Annotated in this window: 21 protein-coding genes; 17 read left to right on the top strand and 4 right to left on the bottom strand. The window is 26.1% G+C overall.

Features of this window, described 5'->3' with window-relative positions:
- Window positions 1–121 precede the first annotated feature (121 nt).
- The 8 genes from panD to BUB01_RS14745 all read left to right on the top strand — a co-directional run bounded on the left by panD (window position 122) and on the right by BUB01_RS14745 (window position 6,413).
- On the top strand, window positions 122–505 hold the full coding sequence (gene panD, locus BUB01_RS14775; protein ID WP_072989486.1) for an aspartate 1-decarboxylase: 384 nt from the start codon (window positions 122–124) through the stop codon (window positions 503–505).
- Window positions 506–609: 104 nt separating this feature from the next.
- On the top strand, window positions 610–981 hold the full coding sequence (locus tag BUB01_RS14770) for a single-stranded DNA-binding protein (RefSeq protein ID WP_072989482.1): 372 nt from the start codon (window positions 610–612) through the stop codon (window positions 979–981).
- A gap of 380 nt (window positions 982–1,361) precedes the next feature.
- A complete protein-coding gene (locus BUB01_RS14765; protein WP_072989479.1) occupies window positions 1,362–2,162 on the top strand; it encodes a rhomboid family intramembrane serine protease in 801 nt (266 codons plus the stop codon).
- 175 nt (window positions 2,163–2,337) lie between these two features.
- Window positions 2,338–3,141, top strand: coding sequence for an amino acid ABC transporter substrate-binding protein (locus tag BUB01_RS14760; RefSeq protein ID WP_072989476.1), 804 nt, complete (start codon window positions 2,338–2,340; stop codon window positions 3,139–3,141).
- An 82-nt stretch (window positions 3,142–3,223) separates the two neighbouring features.
- Complete coding sequence (locus BUB01_RS14755) at window positions 3,224–3,862, top strand: amino acid ABC transporter permease (protein WP_072989472.1); 639 nt, start codon at window positions 3,224–3,226, stop codon at window positions 3,860–3,862.
- A 297-nt stretch (window positions 3,863–4,159) separates the two neighbouring features.
- Window positions 4,160–4,918, top strand: coding sequence for a GNAT family N-acetyltransferase (locus BUB01_RS14750; RefSeq protein WP_072989469.1), 759 nt, complete (start codon window positions 4,160–4,162; stop codon window positions 4,916–4,918).
- A 242-nt stretch (window positions 4,919–5,160) separates the two neighbouring features.
- Complete coding sequence (locus BUB01_RS23270) at window positions 5,161–5,313, top strand: hypothetical protein (protein WP_159433259.1); 153 nt, start codon at window positions 5,161–5,163, stop codon at window positions 5,311–5,313.
- A 146-nt stretch (window positions 5,314–5,459) separates the two neighbouring features.
- Window positions 5,460–6,413, top strand: coding sequence for an NAD-dependent epimerase/dehydratase family protein (locus BUB01_RS14745; protein WP_072989466.1), 954 nt, complete (start codon window positions 5,460–5,462; stop codon window positions 6,411–6,413).
- A 164-nt stretch (window positions 6,414–6,577) separates the two neighbouring features.
- Here the strand turns inward: BUB01_RS14745 and BUB01_RS14740 are convergent, their stop codons facing one another.
- The 3 genes from BUB01_RS14740 to BUB01_RS14730 form a co-directional block, all read right to left on the bottom strand.
- Window positions 6,578–7,810, bottom strand: a complete 1,233-nt coding sequence (locus BUB01_RS14740; protein WP_072989463.1) for an aminopeptidase — start codon at window positions 7,808–7,810, stop codon at window positions 6,578–6,580.
- 78 nt (window positions 7,811–7,888) lie between these two features.
- Window positions 7,889–8,434, bottom strand: coding sequence for a hypothetical protein (locus tag BUB01_RS14735; RefSeq protein ID WP_072989460.1), 546 nt, complete (start codon window positions 8,432–8,434; stop codon window positions 7,889–7,891).
- A gap of 60 nt (window positions 8,435–8,494) precedes the next feature.
- The gene (locus tag BUB01_RS14730) at window positions 8,495–9,133 is read right to left on the bottom strand and encodes a hypothetical protein (protein ID WP_072989457.1); all 639 of its coding nucleotides are present in this window, start codon (window positions 9,131–9,133) and stop codon (window positions 8,495–8,497) included.
- A 121-nt stretch (window positions 9,134–9,254) separates the two neighbouring features.
- Between BUB01_RS14730 and glsA the strand changes: the two genes are divergently transcribed.
- The 7 genes from glsA to ptsG all read left to right on the top strand — a co-directional run bounded on the left by glsA (window position 9,255) and on the right by ptsG (window position 18,097).
- Complete coding sequence (glsA, locus tag BUB01_RS14725; protein WP_072989454.1) at window positions 9,255–10,172, top strand: glutaminase A; 918 nt, start codon at window positions 9,255–9,257, stop codon at window positions 10,170–10,172.
- A gap of 137 nt (window positions 10,173–10,309) precedes the next feature.
- Complete coding sequence (gene polA, locus BUB01_RS14720; RefSeq protein WP_072989451.1) at window positions 10,310–12,916, top strand: DNA polymerase I; 2,607 nt, start codon at window positions 10,310–10,312, stop codon at window positions 12,914–12,916.
- Window positions 12,917–12,927: 11 nt separating this feature from the next.
- On the top strand, window positions 12,928–13,530 hold the full coding sequence (gene coaE, locus BUB01_RS14715; RefSeq protein ID WP_072989448.1) for a dephospho-CoA kinase: 603 nt from the start codon (window positions 12,928–12,930) through the stop codon (window positions 13,528–13,530).
- A 14-nt stretch (window positions 13,531–13,544) separates the two neighbouring features.
- A complete protein-coding gene (locus BUB01_RS14710; protein WP_072989446.1) occupies window positions 13,545–14,102 on the top strand; it encodes a lytic transglycosylase domain-containing protein in 558 nt (185 codons plus the stop codon).
- Between the two features lie 120 nt (window positions 14,103–14,222).
- Window positions 14,223–14,810, top strand: coding sequence for a protein kinase family protein (locus BUB01_RS14705; protein WP_072989443.1), 588 nt, complete (start codon window positions 14,223–14,225; stop codon window positions 14,808–14,810).
- Window positions 14,811–14,932: 122 nt separating this feature from the next.
- Entirely contained in the window at window positions 14,933–15,853 is a 921-nt protein-coding gene (locus BUB01_RS14700; RefSeq protein ID WP_072989441.1) for an alpha/beta hydrolase, read from the top strand.
- Window positions 15,854–16,069: 216 nt separating this feature from the next.
- Window positions 16,070–18,097 (top strand): glucose-specific PTS transporter subunit IIBC, encoded by a 2,028-nt coding sequence (gene ptsG, locus BUB01_RS14695; RefSeq protein ID WP_072989438.1) that lies wholly within the window; start codon window positions 16,070–16,072, stop codon window positions 18,095–18,097.
- Between the two features lie 68 nt (window positions 18,098–18,165).
- Here the strand turns inward: ptsG and mscL are convergent, their stop codons facing one another.
- Window positions 18,166–18,564, bottom strand: a complete 399-nt coding sequence (gene mscL, locus BUB01_RS14690; protein WP_072989435.1) for a large-conductance mechanosensitive channel protein MscL — start codon at window positions 18,562–18,564, stop codon at window positions 18,166–18,168.
- Between the two features lie 141 nt (window positions 18,565–18,705).
- Here mscL and BUB01_RS22760 point away from each other — a divergent pair, with 141 nt between their 5' ends.
- Window positions 18,706–20,649, top strand: a complete 1,944-nt coding sequence (locus BUB01_RS22760; protein WP_084108839.1) for an ATP-binding protein — start codon at window positions 18,706–18,708, stop codon at window positions 20,647–20,649.
- A complete protein-coding gene (locus BUB01_RS14680) occupies window positions 20,642–22,702 on the top strand; it encodes a sensor histidine kinase (protein WP_072989432.1) in 2,061 nt (686 codons plus the stop codon). Before BUB01_RS22760 ends, BUB01_RS14680 begins: the two co-directional genes overlap by 8 nt.
- Window positions 22,703–22,826 lie beyond the last annotated feature (124 nt).

The following is a 22,826-nucleotide window of genomic DNA, read 5'->3' as shown; positions in this document are numbered from 1 at the left end:
GCTAGAAGAATCTTTTATATAAGATAGTTATAAAGAATAGTATTTAATAATTATTATTTCTAACGAAATCGATATTATAAAAAATAAATTAGTATATTATTAAAATTTTGGAGGTATTTAAATGAGGATAGTTATGTTAAAATCAAAAATCCATAGGGCAACTGTGACTGAGGCTAATCTTAATTATGTAGGAAGTATAACAATTGATAAAGAATTAATGGATAAAGCTGGTATAATTGAATATGAGAAAGTTCAAATAGTTGATATTGATAATGGAAAAAGATTAGAAACTTATGTGATTCAAGGCGAGAAAGATAGTGGAGTAATATGTTTAAATGGTGCAGCTGCAAGATGTGTTCAAAAGGGTGATAAAGTAATTATAATGGCATATTGTGATATAGACTATGATAAGGCTATAGATCATAGACCCAAAGTGGTATTTGTAGATGATTATAATTCTATTAAAGAAATTGCACATTATGAAAAACATGCAGAAATAAGGTGAAAAATATTTAGTAAAAAGAAAAGTTTGATAAAAACTCCGAACTTATGTTTAGATTATTAAAATATAGTCAATAATTTAGAAAACTAAGTTAAGGAGTGATAAATATGAATAAAGTAACATTAATAGGTATTGTAACTAAAGATTTAGAACTAAAGAAAAGTAAAGCTAGTGAATCCATATATACTAATTTTAATTTAGCTATCCATTCTTTAAGGACAAAAACTAAAGAAGAAAAAACTACTTTCATAAATATAGTGGCATTTGGAAAACAAGCAGAAATATTATGTCGATATATAAGTAAGGGAAGCAAGTTAGGTGTAAATGGAAGACTAGATGTAAGCTCATTAATAGATGAACAAGGTCATAAACGGTATTCTACAAGTGTTATTGTAGAAGAATTTCAATTTTTAGATAATAAAAAGAAAATTTCAGGAGAAAGTGAAATATTTACAGGTGATTTAACAGTACCTTTTTAAAAATTATTAATTGACACAGGAATGAAATAAAAATTATTTCTTCTTTGTGTCAATTTTAATTTTGAGATTAATTTTAAAAACAGAATATATTATAGGGTTTTAAGTTTAATTTATACTAGAAATTTTCTAACATAAGCTAATGAACCAATTTTATAAGAATCAGTATTTCATTTAATATATTATTTGTTATAATTAACATATAATATATTAAATGAAATACTCGTAAATGAGTATAAAAATAAAAAACAAAAACAAAACATATAATAAAATTAGTAAGACGGTTAGTTTTATTATATAGCTTTTTATTAAGGTATGGTTAAATTTTCTAAAATGTTGTATAATTAACTTCATAACGTATTATTAAGGAGAGTGACTAAAATTTGAGTTTACTAGATAAGTTAGAAAAAAAGTTTGGAAAATATGCAATAAGAAATTTAATGAAATATATTATAATAATGAATGCAGTAGTATTTGCTATGCAAATGTTTTCTCCTAGGGTAAGTGTGATTGCCAAATTATCTTTAAATAAAGCTTTTATAATGCAAGGTGAGGTTTGGAGACTTATAACATTTATATTTATACCTCCAACTATGCAACCTATATTTTTAATATTTGCTTTATATTTATATTATATGATAGGTAATGCATTAGAGAATACTTGGGGAAGTTTTAAATTTAATATTTATTACTTAATTGGAATTTTGGGAATTATTGTAGGTTGCTTTTTAACTGGATATGGAGAAACTTTATATTTAAATTTATCTTTATTTTTAGCTTTTGCTTGCCTTTATCCAGACTATGAACTTTTATGGTTTGGTATTTTACCGATAAAAATGAAATACATGGCAATAATAGATGTTTTATTTTTACTTAGAGACTTTGTTTTTGGCAATATAGATATAAAAGTTTTAATAATATTATCATTAGTTAACTTTTTACTATTCTTTTGGAGATATTTATTTAAAGCTACCAAAGTCAAAAAACAAGTTAAAGTGCAAAAGAAAACTAAAAAGAAATTTACTGGAGAGATTACACGGATTGGAACAAGACATAGATGTCAAGTGTGTGGCATGACTGAAAATGATGATCCAGATATGGAGTTTAGATATTGTTCTAGTTGTGAAGGTGAATATGAATATTGTAGTGAACATTTAAAAAATCATGAACATATAAAAGGATAGTTTAGCATTTTAGCTGAACTATCTTTTTTATATGTTTAACTATAGATGAATTTATATGCTTTTAATGTAATAGTTTATATTAAAAATTTTGAAAAAGAAATAATAGTATTTATTGACATCTATACTTTAGTGTGATAAAGTAGTAAATAGATAAAGTTAATAAGGGGTGTAGTTTATGAAAAATAATATTTTAAAGACTCTATGTATCGGGGTTTTAGTTAGTGGCTTAGTATTTGGTATTTTAGGATGTAAGGAAAATAAAAAATCATTAAATGAAGAAAAAGATACAATTGTAATAGGATTAGATGATACTTTTGTTCCTATGGGATATAAAGATGATAAGGGAGAAATAGTAGGCTTCGATGTAGATTTGGCAAAAGAGGCTTTAAATAAAATTGATAAAAAGGTTAAGTTCCAACCTATAGATTGGAATATGAAGGAAACAGAGCTTAATAATAAAAATATAGATCTTATATGGAATGGGTATAGTATAACTGATGAAAGAAAAGAGAAAGTTACATTTACAAATCCATATTTAGATAATAAACAAATTATTATAACTCTTAAAAATTCCAAAATTAAAACTAAGAAAGATTTAAGTAATGCTAAAGTTGGAGTCCAAAATTCGTCAAGCTCATTAGAAGCGCTTAATAAACAGGAAGATATAATAAAGAATTTGAAAGATAGAAAACCTGTCTTGTTTGATACAAATAATGAAGCTTTAATGGATCTAGAAGCAGGGAGGATTGATGCTGTAGTAGCTGATGAGATACTTGCAAAATATTATATAAAGCAAAGAGGTGTTGAAAAGTATTCAATACTTTCAGAAAACTTTGGAAGTGAAAGTTATGGAATAGGAGTTCGTAAATCTGATAAAGAATTATTAAATAATTTAAATAAAGCTTTAGATGAAATGAAAGCAAATGGTGAAGCTAAGAAAATATCTGAAAAATGGTTTGGAGATAATATAGTAAAATAGGAAAATATTATTGATAAATGAGAGTATTACTATAAATAATATATGATGACACTAATTAAAAGCTAAGGAGGGGTGATTTATAATGAAGGAAATAATAAATTTAGCACCACAGTTATTAGATGGACTAAAAGTTACATTAGAAGTGTTTTTGATAACATTAGCGATATCAATTCCACTTGGTATTTTAGTAGCTATGGGACGTCTATCTACTGTATTTATAGTGAATAAAATCACTAATATTTATATATTAATAATGAGAGGAACTCCTCTTTTGCTTCAATTGGTTTTTATATTTTTTGGACTACCTATTATAGGTATAACTTTTGATAGATTTGAGGCTGTTATAATAGCATTTGCTTTAAATTATGCAGCATATTTTGGTGAAATATTTAGAGCAGGAATAGAATCTATTGATAAGGGGCAAGAGGAAGCAGGACAAGTATTAGGACTTTCAAAATCTAAGATATTCATTTGTATAATATTTCCACAAGCTGTTAAGTGCATAATTCCAGCTATGGCGAATGAAGTTATAACTTTAGTTAAAGATACTGCTCTTGTATATGTAGTTGGACTTGATGAGCTTTTAAGGGTTGGAAAAATAGCATCAAATAGAGAAGCATCGTTAATTCCTTTAGTTGAAACAGGTATAATATATCTTCTAATAATATTTGTACTTACAAAATTATTAGAAAGGGTAGAAAAGAGATTTAGTTATTATTAGAAATACAAAAAAATGGTTGAAATAAACTCTAATAAAGTCGGATAATATGTATAATATAAATACTTATTATCCGATATTTTTAATATGATAAAATTTATAATTGTAAATTAAGTTATATTAGTGTTTTGAAGTAACTAATTATATTTAATAAGTTATATAAAAAATATTTTTTATAAATAAGAGAAAAGTATTTTTCTAGAATCAATAATATTGGAAAAAATAAGTATATGTTAAAATGAATATAAATAATATTAAATAAAGGTATATTTAAGAATTAATAATAAAGGGGGGAGTGAGTTGAAAGCCAAGGATATTGAAATGAATATATTTGAAGAAATAAAGAAATTAGTTAAAGAAAACCCAGCTTATATTATAATTGAAACAGTTTTATATGGAGACGTAGGAGAGGTATTCTATAGCTATAAAGATAAGTTGTTAAACGTATTTATAAAATTATCAGACTTTTTCATCATTGAAGGAGAAATAAGTGAGGACGCTAGAGAGTATTTAGAATATATGACACCTCATGCTGAGATTATATCTTCTAATGAAAAATGGTATGAATTTATACTTTCTAATGGTGGAGAAGGTAATATAAACAAAAGAATTGTATTTGATAATAGTAAATTAAATAAAGAAATTCTTAAAGATATATTAAGAAACAAAGATAATAATTGTAAGATAGAAAGAATTAATGAAAGTCTTGTAAAAAGATTATTAAGGGATAGATGGTCAAGAGATTTAGTTGCTAATTTTAATTCATGTGAAGGATTTGTAAAAAATGGTATAGGTTTTGTAGTAATAGATGGATTAAAGGTAGTTTCAGGAGCATCATCAGTTTCTAGATTTAAAGATAGAATAGAGATAGAAATAGATACTAATCCAAGCTATAGAAGAAATGGTTATGCAACTTTAGCAGGTGCTGCGCTTATTTTATATTGTCTAGAAAATGGTCTGAGTCCTCATTGGGATGCTATGAATAAGGTATCATGTAAGCTTGCTACTAAGCTGGGCTTTGTGCCATATAAAGAATATAAAACTTTATTATTAGAGTAGTTACAAAAAAGTTTAAGATTTCCTCAAGCTATATTATAGGATAGTGAATTAATTGTAATATTTGTTAGAAGAAATTTTTAGTTTTTTATAAAAATAAGTTTTTGCAAAAGCATTGCAGATGATTATCTATATGTTATAATAAGATATAGATATTTATCAAAGTATTAACAAATTGAGTGTAAAACAAGAAATATGACAATAAAAACCTCGAGAAAGTGTTAAATTTAAAAGGTGGTGCTTTTATGGGAACAATAGAATTTAAGGATGAAACTTATATTAAGGACTTTTGGGTAGAATATGAGATGGAATATTTAAGGGAAGGTGTTGCTATTTTAGGCGAAAATCCTTTAGAGTTTGTACCTAGGAAGTATATTTTTAAGAATGAAGTGGTTTAAAATAAAGTAGCTCTAGAAAAATTTAGAGCTACTTTATTTTTATGTAAATATTAGGTTAAAAATATTACAAAAATGATGTTAATATTAACTACTATGGTAAAATTAGTTTATGAGGTAACTCCATTTTTTACAAGGGGGAATGTATTATGAAAGTTTTAGTGATGGGTGGAAGTAAATTTGTAAGTGAAAGTATTGCTAAAAAGTTAATAGAACTTGATTATGAAGTTCATATATTAACTAGAGGTAAGGAAAGTATAGATTATACAGGTTATGCAAGACATTTAATTTGTGACAGGCATGATAAAAATAAACTTACAGAGCTTCTATATGGAACAGAATATGATTATGTTTTTGATATAAATGGATACACTAAAAGTGACATTCAAATACTTATAGGAGCTTTAAATAAATCAAAAATTAAAAGATATGTTTATTGTAGTTCAGCTTCAGTTTATATTGAAAAAAATACTCCTTTGACTGAAGAATCAGAAAAAGTAGAAAATGATAAGTTTGGAAAATATGGATTAGATAAAAAAGAAGCTGAAAATTATCTTGTAGAGCTTTATAATAGGGATGGATTTCCTATAACTATATTTAGACCTTCTTATATATATGGAGAAGGGAACAATAAGTTTAGAGAAGCATATATATTTAAATGCTTAGAAGAAGGCAGAGTTATACCAATACCTGAATCTAATAATAAGATTCAATTTATACACATAGAAGATTTAACTAAAGCATTTATAAGTTCAATTAATTTAGATAAGGCAATTGGTGAAGTATATAATTTATCTAATGAGGAAAGTTACAACATTGAAGAATATATAGATGTTATAAAAAATGCTATATTTAAGAATGGGGAAATAAGCAAGATAAAGGATAAAACTATTGATGTTAGAAGTTATTTCCCATTTGCAGATGCTAATGTTATGCTTAGTATAGAGAAACTAAAAGACCATGGACTAAGAACTCCTAAAATAACCTTAGAAAGGGGAATAGAAAGAGCTTATAAGTGGTATAAAACAGAAAACCCAAAACTTAGTGATAGTAGAATGACAGATTTTTGTAATAAAAACGAGGAGATTGCTTGTTGTAATTAAATATAGTAGAAAAAATTGATATTAGATAATTAGTTTAAGTTTATTTTATAGTTAGTTTATAAAAAGGCACTTAAAATTCAAGACTGTTTTTTAAAAAAGAAAATCTTGAATAATTAAGTGCTTATTATTGTATACAATTATCTGGGTATTAATATATTAAAGATTTAAAATGCCCAATTACCGTCTCTAAAAATGTGATGATTATTCCCGTCAAAATCTATAGCTGTTATAGATAAATCAGAAGTTCCAATCATAAAGTCTACATGTGTTAAGGAATCATTTGCTCCTTTATTAGCGAGCTCTTCTTCACTTAAGTTATCACCGTTTTTAACACAACCAGAATAAGCTTTACCAAGTGCTAAGTGGCAAGATGCGTTTTCATCATATAATGTATTAAAGAATATTATATTAGAGTTTGAAATTGGTGAATCAAATGGAACTAAGGCAACTTCACCAAGATAATGAGATCCTTCGTCAGTTTCTATTAAACTCTTTAAGCTTTCATAGCCATTTTCAGCTGTAAAATCAACTACTTTACCATCTTTAAAGGTTATTGAAAAATTATCTATAATATTTCCAGCATAGTTAAGTGGTTTAGAACTATGTACTATACCATTAACACCAGTTTTCTTTGGCATAGAAAATACCTCTTCTGTTGGCATATTAGCAATAAATTCAATACCTTCTTCAGAATAGTCAGCTCCGCCTACCCAAATAGCATCTGTAGCAAGCTCAAGATGAAAATCTGTACCAAGTGAATTTTTAAAGTGAAGTTCTTTTAAGTTTTTATTATTTAGATAATTCATTTTTTCTTTAAGATTTTTTTTATGTTCATTCCAAGCAGCTACTGGATCTTCTTTGTCTATTCTAACTATTTTAAAAATTTCGTTCCATAATCTATTTACTGCATCTTCATCATTAAGTTCTGAAAAGATTTTTTTAGACCATGCTTTTGTAGGAATAGAAACTACAGACCAAACATTTTTGTTAGACATAAGTCTTGTTTGAAATTCACTAAGGGCTATGCTTCTAGATTTTTGATTAGCCTTAATTTTTTTAGTATCAATTCCTTTTAAAAGTTCTGGATCAGAAGCTGAAATACTTAAAAAAGCAGCACCTAATCTAGCATAATATATAAGTGAGTCTCTTGACCAGTCAGGTAGAGTTTCAAAAATTTCTAAAGGAGAGTAGAGATATTTATATTTTGTAGTTATTTCATCATTCCAATGAACTACAACTTCTTTTGCCCCAGCTTTATAAGCTTCTTCTACAGCAAGCCTTGTAAAGTCTAAACATTCTACAGGAGAATTTATAACTAAAGTTTGCCCAGGTTGAATATTTATGCCTGTGCGAACTGCAAGAGTTGCGTATTTTCTTAGATTTTTATTAAAATTCATAATTTCACACCCCACTATAATAAAATATTTAGTAATAACATCTATAATACTTGATTTCATTATAGTATAAGTCAATTATTATTTAAAGAAAATATTAGAATTATTGGTATTTTTGTTTCTTAGAAAATAAAGAGTATATACAAAATCGTAGAAATTGTCACCAGAATCGCTTGTACATCCAAAGTCAATTAAAACATTATAATTAAAAATTTTTCCCCAAGAACTCGGAGAATATATATCCTCTTCAAAAAGGAAAAACTTTTTTATCATATAATCTATATCAGATTTTGCAGAGAGCTCAGGTCTTAAGAATTTTAAATTAACCTTATCACCTAATGAATATTTATCGTAGGTTATAGCCCTCGGCATAATTATTATTCTAGAATTTGAATAATATATAGGACAAAGATATTTTAGTATTCTAGTATCAGCGTTAGCATAGACGTATTCTTCAACAAAGTTTTGAAAATAACCATCGTTATTTTTAGCTACTTTAACAATCAGATTGTTATTAAGGGCATAAACACGTCTAGCTATGCCTTCACCTAGAAAGGGATATAATTTATCAAATTTTTTAAGCGAAAGGTTTGTTAATTTATTGATAAAAACATCATTAGTTATCATAAAAATACCTCATACCATTTAATCTGATTGTTATATGGTATGAGGTATTTAATAATTTTGTTACTTGGAAATTTCTTTGATTTCAGTTAAAAATTCTACATTATTTGTTTTGAATGAATTTCTAACAACACCAACATTAGGCGCAATGAATTTTCTTGATATGTTACCGTTTTTTTCACTAGCTATTACTATAGTATTGAATATACCAGCATCTGTTTTAACTTGTGAATTTAAATCAGTTATAAAATAAGTATTACCATTAGAATCAGTCCAAGAAGTTTTTTGTAAAATAGGACCTTTTACAAAAACCTCTTCTTTATTAGGCTTTTCATTTATATAATTCTTTTTTTCTTCTGATACTTCATTGGAATAAATAATATATATGCCATCAGTTCTCTTTTCATAAATTTTTACAACAGCTATACCAGAATTAGTGGTTCTTATTTGGGTTTTATTTCCTTCAATAAATTCTACAATTGAAATTTCACCAGAATTTTCAAAACCACCTTTATAAATAAGTTTTGTACCAACTTTATTAGGAAGAATATTGTCAAGTGTTATTATTTCTGAGTTCAAAGTATCAGCTTTTGTTTCTATGTACTTACTAGTTGAAGTCATGTTTTGTTCTTTTTTGACACATCCTAGAAAATTTATAAAAATCAAAAAAATGGAAATGCAAAATAAAAATTTTTTCTTCATTTTCTTTAACTCCTTTAAATTTTGTATAATATAATTAAATTATACCATAAAAGGTTTAATATTTATAATATTTGTATTAAAATATTTTAATAGAGTATAGTTATGAAAAGGAAGGATTAGGATGAAAAGATTATTAGAAACATTAGTTGAGAACAATAGAGAGATAACTAAAAAAGGCAATTTAGCTAGTTATATACCTGAACTTTTAAATGCAGATAAAAATGATTTAGGGGTTGCAGTTATAACATTAGATGGGAAAGTACACAGTGCAGGTGATTGTTCTAAAAAGTTTACAATGCAAAGTATATCAAAAGTTGTATCTTTGATACTTGCAATACAAGATAATGGTAAAGAAAGAGTTTTTGAGAAGGTTGGAATGGAACCAACAGGTGATAGTTTTAATAGCATAGTAAATCTTGAAATTAAACAAAAAGTTAAGCCATATAATCCTATGATAAATGCAGGGGCAATAGCTACCACAGCTCTTATTTATGGTGTAAGTGAAGAAGAGAAGTTTGAAAAAATACTTAATTTTACGAGAAAAGTGACAGGAAACAATGATATAGATATAAATAAATCAGTATATAAGTCAGAAAAATTAACAGGAGATAGAAATAGATATTTAGCTTATTACTTAAAAAGTAATAATACAATAGATGGTGACGTTGAGGATATTTTAGATCTTTATTTTAAACAATGTTCTATTGAGGTTAATTGTATAGACATAGCAAAATTTGCATCAATGCTTGCAAATGATGGGATACTTCCTTGGAGTGGGGAAAGAGTTATATCAAGAGAAGTTAGTAGAATAGTAAAAACTATAATGGTTACTTGTGGGATGTATGATGCTTCAGGAAAATTTGCGGTTCATATAGGAATACCAGCCAAAAGTGGTGTTGGAGGAGGTATAATGGCAGCGGTTCCTAAAAGAATGGGAATAGGTGTATATGGACCTTCTTTGGATAAAAAAGGAAATAGTATAGCAGGAACACATATATTAAAAGAATTGTCTGATGAACTAGACTTAAGTATATTTTAATGTTATAACTTGATAGTATTTTACTTTACATAGTTTTTATATTAGTATTTTTTGCTATTATAAAAGGTAGTTTGTATTTTATTAATAGTTTTTTACATTTATGGGAATGATATTAATGACGTTTAGGAGGTAATGTTATGGAAAAATTAATGATTTTAGATGGTAATAGTTTAATGTATAGAGCTTTTTATGCGGTGCCACTCTTAAGTAATAGTGATGGTATATATACAAATGCAATATATGGATTTTCAAATATGGTCTTAAAAATGAAAGAGGAGCTTAAGCCAGATTATATAGTATGTACTTTTGATAAAAAGGCTAAAACATTTAGGCATGAAGAGTATGATGATTATAAAGCAGGAAGAAAAAAAATGCCAGAAGAGCTTATACCTCAATTTGATATAATAAAAAAAATGTTAGAACTTTTGGATATTAATATATATGAATTAGATGGCTTTGAAGCTGATGATATTATAGGAACACTTGCAAAATATGCAGAAAAGAAATCTGTAGAAGTTTATATAATAACAGGAGATAGGGACGCTCTTCAGCTTGCCTCTGAAAATATAAAAGTTGTTATAACTAAAAAAGGTGTTACTGAAGTTGAAATTTATAATGAGAAACGTATGATAGATGAACTAGGTGTAACCCCAACACAATTTATAGATGTAAAAGGTCTTATGGGAGATAAATCTGATAATATAAAAGGTGTACCTGGTATAGGAGAAAAAACAGCTTATAAATTAATTCAAACTTATGGAAGTGTAGAAGAAGTTTTAAAAAATGTAGAAGAAATTAGTGGGAAAAAGTTGAAGGAAAATCTTATAACATACAGCGAACAGGCTATATTTTCTAAAAAACTTGCAACTATTATGACTAACGTACCTATAGAGTTTGATTTTGAGGATATTAAATCTACTCAAAATTACAATAAGATAGAACTTAAAGCTATGCTTATAAAGCTTCAAATGAAAACACTTATAGACAAATTAAAGTTAAATGAAGATGTAGATATACAATCTATAAAGAAAATAGAATTTAACGAGGTTTCAGATTTAAATTCACTTGAAAGTCTAATAAAAAGTTTAGTAAAAGACATTTATTTAACATTCACCTTAAAAAATAAGGAAAAATATTCTACTATAGAGATAGAAAACATATTTTTAAGTAATGATGAAAATAATTATGTAATTAAGTTTAATGAGCTAATTAAAGAAAATTCTGCGAAAGAATTACTTAAAGGATTTTTAGAGAATGAAACTATTTTAAAAAATGGTCATGATATCAAGGATGCTATTAAAGCATTAAGAAGAGTAGGTATAACTCTTAAGGGATTAAACTTTGATACAGCTTTAGCTGGGTATCTTTTAGATTCTTCAAGGAGTAATTATCACTTAAAAGATTTAATTGAAGGATATTTAGGGGAAAGTGTTAATGATATCACCTTAGAAGATTTAGTAAAACTAAATTTCTATTTACCTAAGTTAACTAAAGTATTAAAGGAAAAAATAGAGTCTGCTAATATGAATTATCTTATGTATGATGTAGAATTAAAACTAACAGAAGCTTTAGCATCTATGGAAGCTTTAGGATTCAGGGTTAATGAAGAAATGTTAGATAGCTTAGGAATGAAATTTAGTGAAGAGATAGCTACTACAGAAAAAGAAATATTTGATATGGCAGAAGAAAAGTTTAACATAAATTCTCCAAAGCAACTTGGAAAAATCCTTTTTGAAAAATTGGATCTTCCAGTCATTAAAAAGACTAAAACAGGATATTCAACTAATGCAGAGGTTTTAGAAAAATTAGCAGATAAGCATCCTATAATAGATAAGATAACATATTTTAGACAATTATCTAAATTATATTCAACTTATGTAGAGGGACTTAAGCACGTTATAGATAAAGATAAATCTATACATTCAAGCTTTAATCAAACTGTAACTACTACAGGAAGGTTAAGTTCAACTGAACCTAATCTTCAGAACATTCCTATTAAGTATGAAATGGGAAGGGAAATAAGAAAAGTGTTTATACCAAGTAATGAAGATTCAATATTACTTTCGGCAGATTATTCTCAAATAGAACTTAGAGTACTTGCGCATATGGCAAAAGATCAAAACATGATTGCTGCTTTTAAAGAACACTCTGATATTCATACTAAAACAGCGTCAGAGGTGTTTAAAGTCGCATTAGATAATGTTACACCTATTATGAGAAGTAGGGCTAAAGCAGTTAATTTTGGTATAGTGTATGGTATAAGTGATTTTTCATTAGCTCAAGATTTAAAGATAAGTAAAAAAGAAGCAAAGGAGTATATGGATATTTATTTTGAAAGATATCCAAAGATTAGGGAATATCTTGAAGGGACTAAAAATGAGGCAATTGAAACGGGAGCTGTAATAACTATTTTAAATAGAAGAAGATTTATTCCAGAGATAAAATCTTCAAATAAAATAGTAAAAGCTTTAGGAGAAAGGCTTGCTATGAATGCACCTATTCAAGGAAGCGCAGCCGATATTATAAAGCTTGCTATGGTTAATGTTTATAATAAGCTAGAAAACTCTAATCTTAGAAGTAGAATAATACTGCAAGTACACGATGAACTTATATTAAATGTATTAAAAGATGAGTTGGATGTAGTGAGAGCTTTAGTAAAAGAAGAAATGGAAAAAGTTTTAGAACTAGAGGTACCATTAGAAGTTTCTATTAGTATAGGAAAAACTTGGTATGAAGCTAAATAAGAGGTGAAAATATGCTTAAAATAGGACTTACAGGAGGAATTGGTTCTGGGAAAAGTACTGTAGCTAGTATGCTTGAAGAGTATAAGTATACTATTATAGATGCAGATACTGTTTCAAGAGAAGTTTTAAATAAGTATTCAGAAATATTAGAAAAAGTAAGAATACAATTTGGAGATAATTTTTTTGATTGGCGGGGAGAATTTAGAAGAAGAGAGTTTGGAAATCACGTTTTTAGATTTCCAAAAGAAAGAAAAAAATATGAAAGTATTATAATGCCATTTATAATAAAAGAAATAAATGAAAAATTTGAACAATTAGAGAAAAAGGGTGAGCATATAGTAATATTAGATGCACCAACATTAATAGAAAACAATTTACATGAAGAAATGGATATGGTTATTTTAGTTTGGGTGGATCAAAGTACTCAAATACAAAGAATAAAATCTAGAGATAAGTTATCTCAAAATGAGATAATAAATAGAATAAATGCACAGATGAGTCTAGACAGAAAAAAAGATTATGCAAATTTCATAATTGATAATGGAAAGAATCTTATAAAGACTAAGGAACAAATAGATGACTTAGTTGAACTTTTAAGATTGTATGAAAAATAGGAGATAAATAAATAATGGGTATATTAAAAAGGATAATGATTTTCTGTTTAGTTATTTTAATTGCTTTTTTAGCGGGCAAATTTATTATTAAAACTTATATTTTTAAAGCTGAGCACAAAAGTTATGTTATAAGTTATAGTAGAGAAAATTCTATAGATCCAAGGCTTACGCTTGCAGTTATAAAAGCTGAAAGTAATTTTGATTGCAAGGCAAAGTCAAAAAGTAATGCAATAGGACTTATGCAAATGACACCTAAAACTGGTGAGTGGGTAGCAGAGCAAATGGGCATTTACGATTTTGATGAAAATATGCTAAAAAATCCAGAAACCAACATAAAATTTGGTACATGGTATTTAAAGGATTTGAAAGAGGAATTCAAAGATATAGATTTAGCTATTGCGGCTTATAATGCTGGAAGAGGTAATGTGAAAAAATGGTTAGCTAAGGATGAACACTCAATGGATGGTAAAACCTTAAATAATATACCTTTCAAAGAAACAGATAAATACGTAAAAAAAGTTAATTCTTATTATAATATATACAAAAAACTTTATGATGAAAATTTAGAATAAAAATTTAAAACTTAAAATTATAAAACTATTGAAATAGACTTGAAAACTAAATGCTTCAAGTCTATTTTTTTATTTTTGTAAATATATATAATTAATAAAGTAATTTTTGAGGGATATTGAATGAGTAAAAATTTTGATTATTGTGTGAATTTGCCAGAGAAAATAGAAATTTTATTCAAACAGGGTGAGTATTTAGGCGAAGGGCATAATGGAGTTGTATTCTTATTACCTGATAATATGATAATTAAATTTTTTAGAAATAAAAAAGTTTGGAAAGATGAAAGTAGTATACTTCTTAAGACTAAAAGATCTAGATTTTTTCCTAAGATATATTATCTAGGTGAGAATTATATAGTTAGAGAATATGTAGAAGGCATTAGGCTTGATAAATATTTGAAAAAAAATGAACTTAGTGAGAAACTTTGTAAGGAACTTTATGAAATGGTAGAGGATTTTAAAAAGCTTAAGTTTACTAGACAGGATTTAAGATGCAAAGACATATTTGTTCAATTGGATGGAAGTATAAAGATAATAGATCCTAAAAATAATTATAAAAAGGTAGTTAAATATCCAAGGCATTTAATGAAAGGACTATATAAAAAAGAATGTTTAGAGGTATTTTTAAACTACGTTTGTGAGCAAGATTTTAAAAAGTATACCTATTGGAAATATAAGATAGAATCTTATTTAAAATATCAAGTAAAATAAAACTAAAAATGGAGCTGATTGCAATATATTCAAAAATACTTTAAAAAGTATGTAATATAGTATAAAATTAAATTATGGCAAGGTTTACAAAGGCATTATTATGTGTACAAGGGGGAGAAAAAATGAGAGAAAATTTTTATGTAGAAGACAGATATGGAAAAAAAATAAATGTTTATAAATGGTACAGCGATAAAGAAGCTAAAGCTATTATCCAGATATCTCATGGTATGAGTGAAACTGCAATAAGGTATGATTATTTTGCAGAAATGCTTGTAAAAAAAGGGTATATAGTTTATGCTCATGATCATAGAGGACATGGGTATACTGCAGAGAACAAAAATGAACTTGGATACATAGCTGATAATGATGGCTTTAATGTTTTAGTACAAAATCTATATGATATTACAAAATTTATAAAGAACGCCAATGTAGATAAGAAGATAATTTTGTTTGGACACAGCATGGGATCGTTTATATCTCAAAGATATTTAGAGGAACATGCAGAATTAATAGATGGACTTATTTTATCAGGAACTAATGGAAAACCGATATCAGGAGCAAGAATAGGTGCAGCTTTGGCGGGAATTGAAATTAAATTATATGGAAGAAAACATAAAAGTAAACTTTTAGATAAATTATCATTTGGAAATTTTAATAATAATTTTAAGCCAAACAGGACAGCATTTGATTGGTTATGTAGTGATAAATTAGAAGTAGATAAATATATAGAAGATCCACTTTGTGGTTTTATATGTACATCTAGTTTTTATTATGATTTATTAAATGGACTAAAAGATATTCATAAAAAAGAAAATTTAAATAAAATACCTAAGGATATTCCAATTTATATTTTTGCAGGAGATAAAGACCCAGTTGGGAATTGTGGGAAAGGAATAATTAATCTCTATAATATATATAAGTTGTTAAATATTAAAGATGTAAATTATAAGTTATATAAAGAAGGTAGACATGAAATGTTAAATGAAGTTTCAAAGGACGAAGTAATAGAAGATATACAATTATGGTTAAATAAAGTTATATAAAATTAATTAGAGAATTCATATATGATAATCATAAAATATGGTTTAAAAAATAATATTAGTTTTGACGAGTAAGGTTTTAATTTTTGGGAATTATAAAGAGTGAAAATATTCTTTCCTATTTAAAATCTTACTTTTTTGTGATTTTATATATTAAAAAATAAATAAACAATAAGAAGAAAATAGGAGGAACTTTTTTTAAAAGAAAGGAGAATATATATGGGAAAAAAGATATTTGGTGTTCTACAAAAAGTAGGTAAGGCACTTATGTTACCTGTCGCATTACTACCCGCAGCTGGTATATTATTAGGTGTGGGAAATGCTATAAATAATCAGTTGCTACCTGCATTTCCTTCTATAGATGTGTCTTGGATAAGAGTTATAACTAAAGTTATGGAACAATCTGGAGATGTCATTTTTGGAAATCTTGCTTTATTATTTGCAGTTGGTGTAGCTGTAGGATTAAGTGATGGGGAAGGGTCGGCAGGACTTGCTGCAATAGTGGGTTTTTTAGTATTAAATAAGACAATGGGAGCAATAGCAGGAATTACTCCTGATCTTATAAATAGAGATCATCCTATGTATGCAAATGTTATGGGAATACCTACACTTCAAACTGGGGTTTTTGGCGGCATTATAATAGGTATTATAGCATCATCACTTTATAAAAAATATCATGATATAGAGCTTCCTCCGTATTTAGGGTTCTTTGCAGGGAAGAGATTTGTGCCTATAGTAACTGCTGCAACAGCTATTCTAGTAGGTGCAATTATGACATTTGTTTGGCCACCTATACAATCAGGTTTATTTTCATTATCAAAGGGTATGATAGATACCAATAGGACAGCAGCTGCTTTCATATTTGGAGTTATAGAAAGAGCATTAATTCCTTTTGGGCTACATCATATATTTTATAATCCATTTTGGTATCAATTTGGAGAATATATAAATAAGGCTGGTCAACTAGTACAAGGGGATCAACAAATATTCTTTGCGCAACTTAAAGATGGAGTACCATTTACAGCTGGTACTTTTATGACTGGTAAATTTCCTTTTATGATGTTTGGACTTCCAGCTGCAGCGGCTGCAATATATCATGAAGCGAAACCAGAAAAGAAAAAAGTCGTAGCAGGTATAATGTTTTCAGCAGCGTTAACTTCATTTTTAACTGGTATAACAGAACCAATAGAATTCTCATTTCTATTTGTTGCACCAGTTTTATTTGGAATTCATTGCTTATTTGCAGGGCTTTCATTTATGATAATGCAAATTTTAAATGTAAAAATAGGTATGACTTTCTCAGGTGGACTTATAGACTACTTTATATTTGGTATATTACCAAATAGAACTCCATGGTATTTAGTTATAGTTGTAGGTTTAATATTTTCAGTAATTTATTACTTTGGATTTAGATTTATGATAAGAAAGATGAATTTAAAGACTCCAGGAAGAGAAGAGGAAGAAGAGGATGGAGAAGTAAAGGTTGAAGGAGGAGAGCTTCCAGTCAAAGTTTTAGAGGCACTTGGAGGTAAAGAAAACTTAGAAAATTTAGATGCTTGTATTACAAGACTTAGAGTTATAGTAAAAGATAATTCAAAGGTTGACAAAGCAGAACTAAAAAAACTTGGTGCTGCGGGAGTTATGGAAGTAGGAAATAATATTCAAGCAATATTTGGACCTAAGTCAGATACTTTAAAAACCCAAATAAAAGATGTCATTTCAGGTAAAGTTATAGAAACTACTAAAAATAGAGAACATTTAGAAGTAAATATAGAAGAAAATAAAAAGTCTGTTAAAATTAGAGTAATTCAATGTCCTATAATAGGCAAAGTAATTCCTCTAGAAGAGGTTCCAGACAAAGTATTTGCAGAAAAGATGATGGGAGATGGATTTGCAATAGAACCTAAGGATAACTTTGTATATTCACCTGTTGATGGTGTTATATCAATATTATTTCCAACTAAACATGCAATAGGTATAACAACAGATGATGGATTGGAATTATTAATTCATGTTGGAATGGATACAGTATCTTTGAATGGGGAAGGTTTTACTACATTTATAAATCAGGGAGATAAAGTTAAGGCAGGAGATAAATTACTTAAGGTAGAATTTCAAACTATAAAAGATAAGGTGCCATCTATAATAACTCCTATTGTATTTACAAATCTGGAAGAAAGTCAAAAATTGACTATAAAAACAGGTGAAAAAATATCTAAAAAAGAGATAGTTGCAGAAATTAGATAATTTTAAAAAGATGTTCAAAAGAGATTTATTTCATTTGAACATCTTTTTTGATATATAAAATAATCTTGTTATTTGATAACATTTTGTTTTAGAAGATCTCTAATTTCAGTAAGTAGTTGTTCTTGGGTATTTTGCTTGGCTTCTTCTTTAGTAACTTGATCTTTTTTAAATTTATTAATAACTTTAACAAACATAAAAATGGAAAAAGCTATTATTAAGAAATCAATTATGTTTTGAATGAATTGACCATAGTTGAAAGTTAATGCTGGTACGTCACCATGTTTTTCTCTAAGTACTATTTTTAAATAAGTAAAATTAACACCACCTGTAAGTAGTCCTATGAAAGGCATAATTATATCATTTACAAGAGAACTTACTATTTTAGAAAAAGCACCTCCAATAACAACACCAACGGCAAGGTCAATCACATTACCTTTAATTGCGAACTCTTTAAATTCTTTAAGCATAACATCTTCTCCTTTGTATATTATATAAATTCATTTTACTTTATTAGTGTATACAAAATTAAAAAAAATAATAATAAATAAAAAAATCTATTTTTAAAATTAGCAAAATGAGGTAAACTAGTATAAGTAGGGAGGAAGACTATGGAGAATAAAATTTCAAGTATATTATATACTTCAATTAATAATATAAAAAAATTTATAATTATATATTTTTTCTTTCTTATATTTTTAATCAATATATTTTTAATCAATTCTAATATGTCAGAATATTTAGTACATATATTGTTTTCAATAGCATGTTTTAGTATTATGCTTTTAAGTATATCTACAGCTAAATTTGTAAAAAATGTTTTTTTCTCACTTTCTGGAATTGCCTTCTTTTTAATTGGATTATTTAATATTATACATATGATACCATTAGATAGTATAAATAATTTATTTTATTCAAAAGAGTTAAAAAGTAGTGTTTATTTTAGTTATCCTATAGTTTTAGAATTATTGTATATTATATTTTCTTTTAGGCATATAGAAATGACTGAAATAGATACTATAGTTAAAAGAAGGTATATATTTATAAATATGGTAGTGTTTACAATATTTCTAGGGATTTATAATTTAAATATAAATGACAAGTATAGAGTTATAGCAGTTTATTTTATAATTATAGTTCTTACAATATGGGCTATTTTTTATATATTAAGATACCCAATTTTAAAAAAAGATGAAATAAACTATTTATCAATATATCTAATATTTCTAATAACTTCAAATTTAGTATTTAATTTTCTAAATAACACCGAATATAGAGATTTAGGTATGTTTATAGCAAATATATTTAAATTATTTGCATATGGAATATTTTATTTTAGTATGGTAGAAAAATTATTAAATAAACCGTATAAAATATTATTTAAAGATTTATATTTAAGAAATAATCAATTAAATTATATAAATGAGAAGATATTAGAAAAAAATAATCAACTTGAGAATTTTCAAAAATATATAAAAGATAGAGAAAACATGTTTAGAAGCTTATTTGATAATATACCATTGCCTATGATTATAGTTAGTAATCATAATAGTAGAATAATTTATTCTAATAAAAGATTTGTAAATCTTTTAAAGTTAAAAGGTTTAAAACAAGTTATAAATAAAAATATTTTTGATGTTGTAAATATAGAAGATAAAAATAAAATAGGAGATATTTTAAAAAAGGGATATAATGGGAGTTATGAAGGAGTAGCTTGTATAAATAATATATATTTAAATCTTGAAATTCAAATATTTACAGCAAATGAAGATGAGGATGAATATATATTAGTTTTTAAAGATATTTCTGAAATGAAAAAACTTGAGATAATGAAAAATAAAGTTGAAAAAAAATTGTTAGAAGAGAGAATGAGAAATGATTTTTTATCAAATATAACTCATGATTTAAAAACGCCAATAAACGTAATTTATAGTTCAGTTCAATTACAAAAGTTATTGATAGAAAATGGGAACTTCAAAACTATAAAAAAATATAATTTCATAAATAAAGAAAACTGTACAACATTAATTAGACTTGCAAACAACTTAATAGATGTATCGAAAATATCTTATGATTATTTAAAACCACAAATAGAAAAATATAATATAGTAGAGCTTATAGAAGATTTTAGTACAAGCCTTGTAGATTATATAAAAAGTTACAACATAAATTTTACATTTGATACTTGTGATGAAGAAATATATGTAGATTGTGACAAAGAGTTTATGGAGAGAATAATCTTAAATTTATTATCTAATTCTATAAAATATACTGAAAATGGAAATATACAGATCATAATAAAAATTTATTATGATAAAGTAAATATATCTATAATAGATGATGGTTGTGGAATGGAAGAAGAATTTATAAATCAAGCATTTGAAAGATATTCTATGGAAAGTAGTTTGAATAATTTAAGTCGTGGAACTGGTATAGGTCTTTATGTTGTAAAAAGTTTAGTAGAGCTTCAAGGTGGAAATATATTTATAAAATCTAAAATAAATGAGGGTACGATAGTATGTTTAGAATTTGAGAGGTCTATAACAGATGAATAAGGATTTAGAAATTAATGATACAAAAAAAATTAATAAAGATTTATATATTATAAGGATATTTATACCAGCATTATTACTAATAATACTTATATATTCACAAAATAAAAATTATACAATATTTCATCAGTTTGTAGAAATTTTATGTGTGACTGTAGGTGCTGCGTTAGCTATTATTTCAATTAATAAATATAACTATAATAAAAATAGCTTTTTTACGCATATAGGTCTTGGCTTTGCATTAACATCAATTACAGGAATTATTCATATATTAAATTTTGATATGCAAAATTATAAACTTATGGAATTAAATTTTACTGTAGTTTCTTGGCTTATGACTTATTATTTAGAAAATACTATAATATTTATAGCTTTTTTATCTAACTTAAGAAAAATAAAATATGAATCAATAATTATACTTTATGGAGTATTGGGGGCTACTTTTTTTTCAATTTTATTTGGGGTTCTTATATTTCAGGATACTATATTTAAGGGGATAAAATTTGATGTATTCATATATCCAAATATGATTATTGCAACATGTATGCTTGTGTGCAATATAATTTTATTCATCAAAAATAAAAAGATTATATTAGAATGTCAAAGTATATATATAATGTTATATCTTATATTTATAGGTATATATGAAGGATTAGCATTTTTATATTTTTCTACAATAATTTTTAATAAATTAGAAATAATATTTGCAGTTCATATCTTTAAGTATTTAGCTTATTATACTTTATATGAAGCAATTTCAGAGTTCGCTGTAAATAGATGTTATGAAGATATATATAAAGAATTGATATTAAGAGAAAAAGAGCATGAATATTATAATAGGAGATTAAATGAAAGGATGAGAATGCTTCTAGAGCTTAACTCTATGGCTGAAAAAAGTAAAAATAAGTATTCGAAACTTATAAATTCTGTAAAAGATTCAATAGTAATATTCAATGATGATAAGATAAATTATGTTAATAATGCAGCACTGGAACTATGTGGAGAAGTCGATCCAATAAAGCTTAAAAATAAAACTAAAAGAGAATTTTTTAAGTATTTAGACAAGTATAGTGCAGATTTTTCAAAGCATATAATGCTAAAAGAAGAAAAAGTATTTAGCTACATAAACTTTAAAAATCAAGATTCAGAATATAAGAAAATAGAATTATATAACATATCTTTTGATACTCATTTTAGTTTACTTTTTATGAGAGATGTCACATATGTAGAGAACATGAAAAGTCTTAGAAGTCACTTTGAAAAATATCTTGAGGAGGAAGAATTAAAGAGGGATTTCTTTTCGAATATATCTCATGAGCTTAGAACACCGATAAATGTGATTTTTTCAGCTCTTCAGTTAAATAATATATATATAGAAAAAGGGAGCTTAGAGCAAATTGATAAAAATAATATTGTAATAAGACAAAATTGTTTAAGACTTATACGAACAATAAATAACTTTATAGATGCAAATAAGATATCTGAAGGTTTTATGAATTTTGAGGTTAAAGTTTATAATATAGTTATGGTAGTTGAAAATGTTGCTCAGGAATCTTTTAAATATATAAACAAAACTGGAATAACTCTTATTTTTGATTCTGATGAAGAAGAGGTTTTTGTAAAGTGTAATAGAGAATATATAGAAAGATGTATACTTAACCTACTATCTAACTGTGTTAAATATGGAAGATGTGGTGGACATATATGGATAAATATAAAGACAAATCAGGATTTTGTAACTATAATAGTTGAAAATGATGGCTATAAAATAAGCGATGAAGAAAAACCTTACATTTTTGATAAATTTACAAAAACAAATAAGTCTTTAAGTAGGCAGCAAGAAGGAAGTGGATTAGGACTTTATATAACAAAAGCACTTATAGAATTACAAGATGGTACTATAAAGCTTTCTTCAAATGAAGAGAATGGGGTAGGTTTTATAATAGAGTTTAAAAGAGAATTTATTTCAGATGATTATGATTTAGAATTAGCAAATGCACAAATAAATAATTTAATAGAAAAAGTAGATATAGAATTTTCTGATATATATATGTAAAATGGTATGTTGATTATTTCAGCATACCATTTTACATATATTATAAATATTTATAATATAAACGCCTATTTAATATCCTTTATATGAATAAGTTCCATCAATTAGATTTTCAATTTAATTGATG

Source organism: Clostridium cavendishii DSM 21758, from assembly GCF_900141845.1.
GTDB lineage: Bacteria > Bacillota > Clostridia > Clostridiales > Clostridiaceae > Clostridium_AG > Clostridium_AG cavendishii.
This window is presented reverse-complemented; position numbering and strand designations above follow the sequence as displayed.

What these genes read in the sequence shown, in the direction of transcription:
- BUB01_RS14745 (WP_072989466.1), top strand. Translation starts at nt 5,460, where the DNA reads ATGAAAGTTTTAGTGATGGGTGGAAGTAAATTTGTAAGTGAAAGTATT.
- BUB01_RS14740 (WP_072989463.1), bottom strand. Translation starts at nt 7,810, where the DNA reads ATGAATTTTAATAAAAATCTAAGAAAATACGCAACTCTTGCAGTTCGC.
- BUB01_RS14700 (WP_072989441.1), top strand. Translation starts at nt 14,933, where the DNA reads ATGAGAGAAAATTTTTATGTAGAAGACAGATATGGAAAAAAAATAAAT.
- ptsG (WP_072989438.1), top strand. Translation starts at nt 16,070, where the DNA reads ATGGGAAAAAAGATATTTGGTGTTCTACAAAAAGTAGGTAAGGCACTT.
- BUB01_RS14770 (WP_072989482.1), top strand. Translation starts at nt 610, where the DNA reads ATGAATAAAGTAACATTAATAGGTATTGTAACTAAAGATTTAGAACTA.
- BUB01_RS14735 (WP_072989460.1), bottom strand. Translation starts at nt 8,434, where the DNA reads ATGATAACTAATGATGTTTTTATCAATAAATTAACAAACCTTTCGCTT.
- polA (WP_072989451.1), top strand. Translation starts at nt 10,310, where the DNA reads ATGGAAAAATTAATGATTTTAGATGGTAATAGTTTAATGTATAGAGCT.
- coaE (WP_072989448.1), top strand. Translation starts at nt 12,928, where the DNA reads ATGCTTAAAATAGGACTTACAGGAGGAATTGGTTCTGGGAAAAGTACT.
- BUB01_RS23270 (WP_159433259.1), top strand. Translation starts at nt 5,161, where the DNA reads ATGGGAACAATAGAATTTAAGGATGAAACTTATATTAAGGACTTTTGG.
- panD (WP_072989486.1), top strand. Translation starts at nt 122, where the DNA reads ATGAGGATAGTTATGTTAAAATCAAAAATCCATAGGGCAACTGTGACT.
- BUB01_RS14705 (WP_072989443.1), top strand. Translation starts at nt 14,223, where the DNA reads ATGAGTAAAAATTTTGATTATTGTGTGAATTTGCCAGAGAAAATAGAA.
- mscL (WP_072989435.1), bottom strand. Translation starts at nt 18,564, where the DNA reads ATGCTTAAAGAATTTAAAGAGTTCGCAATTAAAGGTAATGTGATTGAC.
- BUB01_RS14755 (WP_072989472.1), top strand. Translation starts at nt 3,224, where the DNA reads ATGAAGGAAATAATAAATTTAGCACCACAGTTATTAGATGGACTAAAA.
- BUB01_RS14760 (WP_072989476.1), top strand. Translation starts at nt 2,338, where the DNA reads ATGAAAAATAATATTTTAAAGACTCTATGTATCGGGGTTTTAGTTAGT.
- BUB01_RS14730 (WP_072989457.1), bottom strand. Translation starts at nt 9,133, where the DNA reads ATGAAGAAAAAATTTTTATTTTGCATTTCCATTTTTTTGATTTTTATA.
- BUB01_RS22760 (WP_084108839.1), top strand. Translation starts at nt 18,706, where the DNA reads ATGGAGAATAAAATTTCAAGTATATTATATACTTCAATTAATAATATA.
- glsA (WP_072989454.1), top strand. Translation starts at nt 9,255, where the DNA reads ATGAAAAGATTATTAGAAACATTAGTTGAGAACAATAGAGAGATAACT.
- BUB01_RS14710 (WP_072989446.1), top strand. Translation starts at nt 13,545, where the DNA reads ATGGGTATATTAAAAAGGATAATGATTTTCTGTTTAGTTATTTTAATT.
- BUB01_RS14680 (WP_072989432.1), top strand. Translation starts at nt 20,642, where the DNA reads ATGAATAAGGATTTAGAAATTAATGATACAAAAAAAATTAATAAAGAT.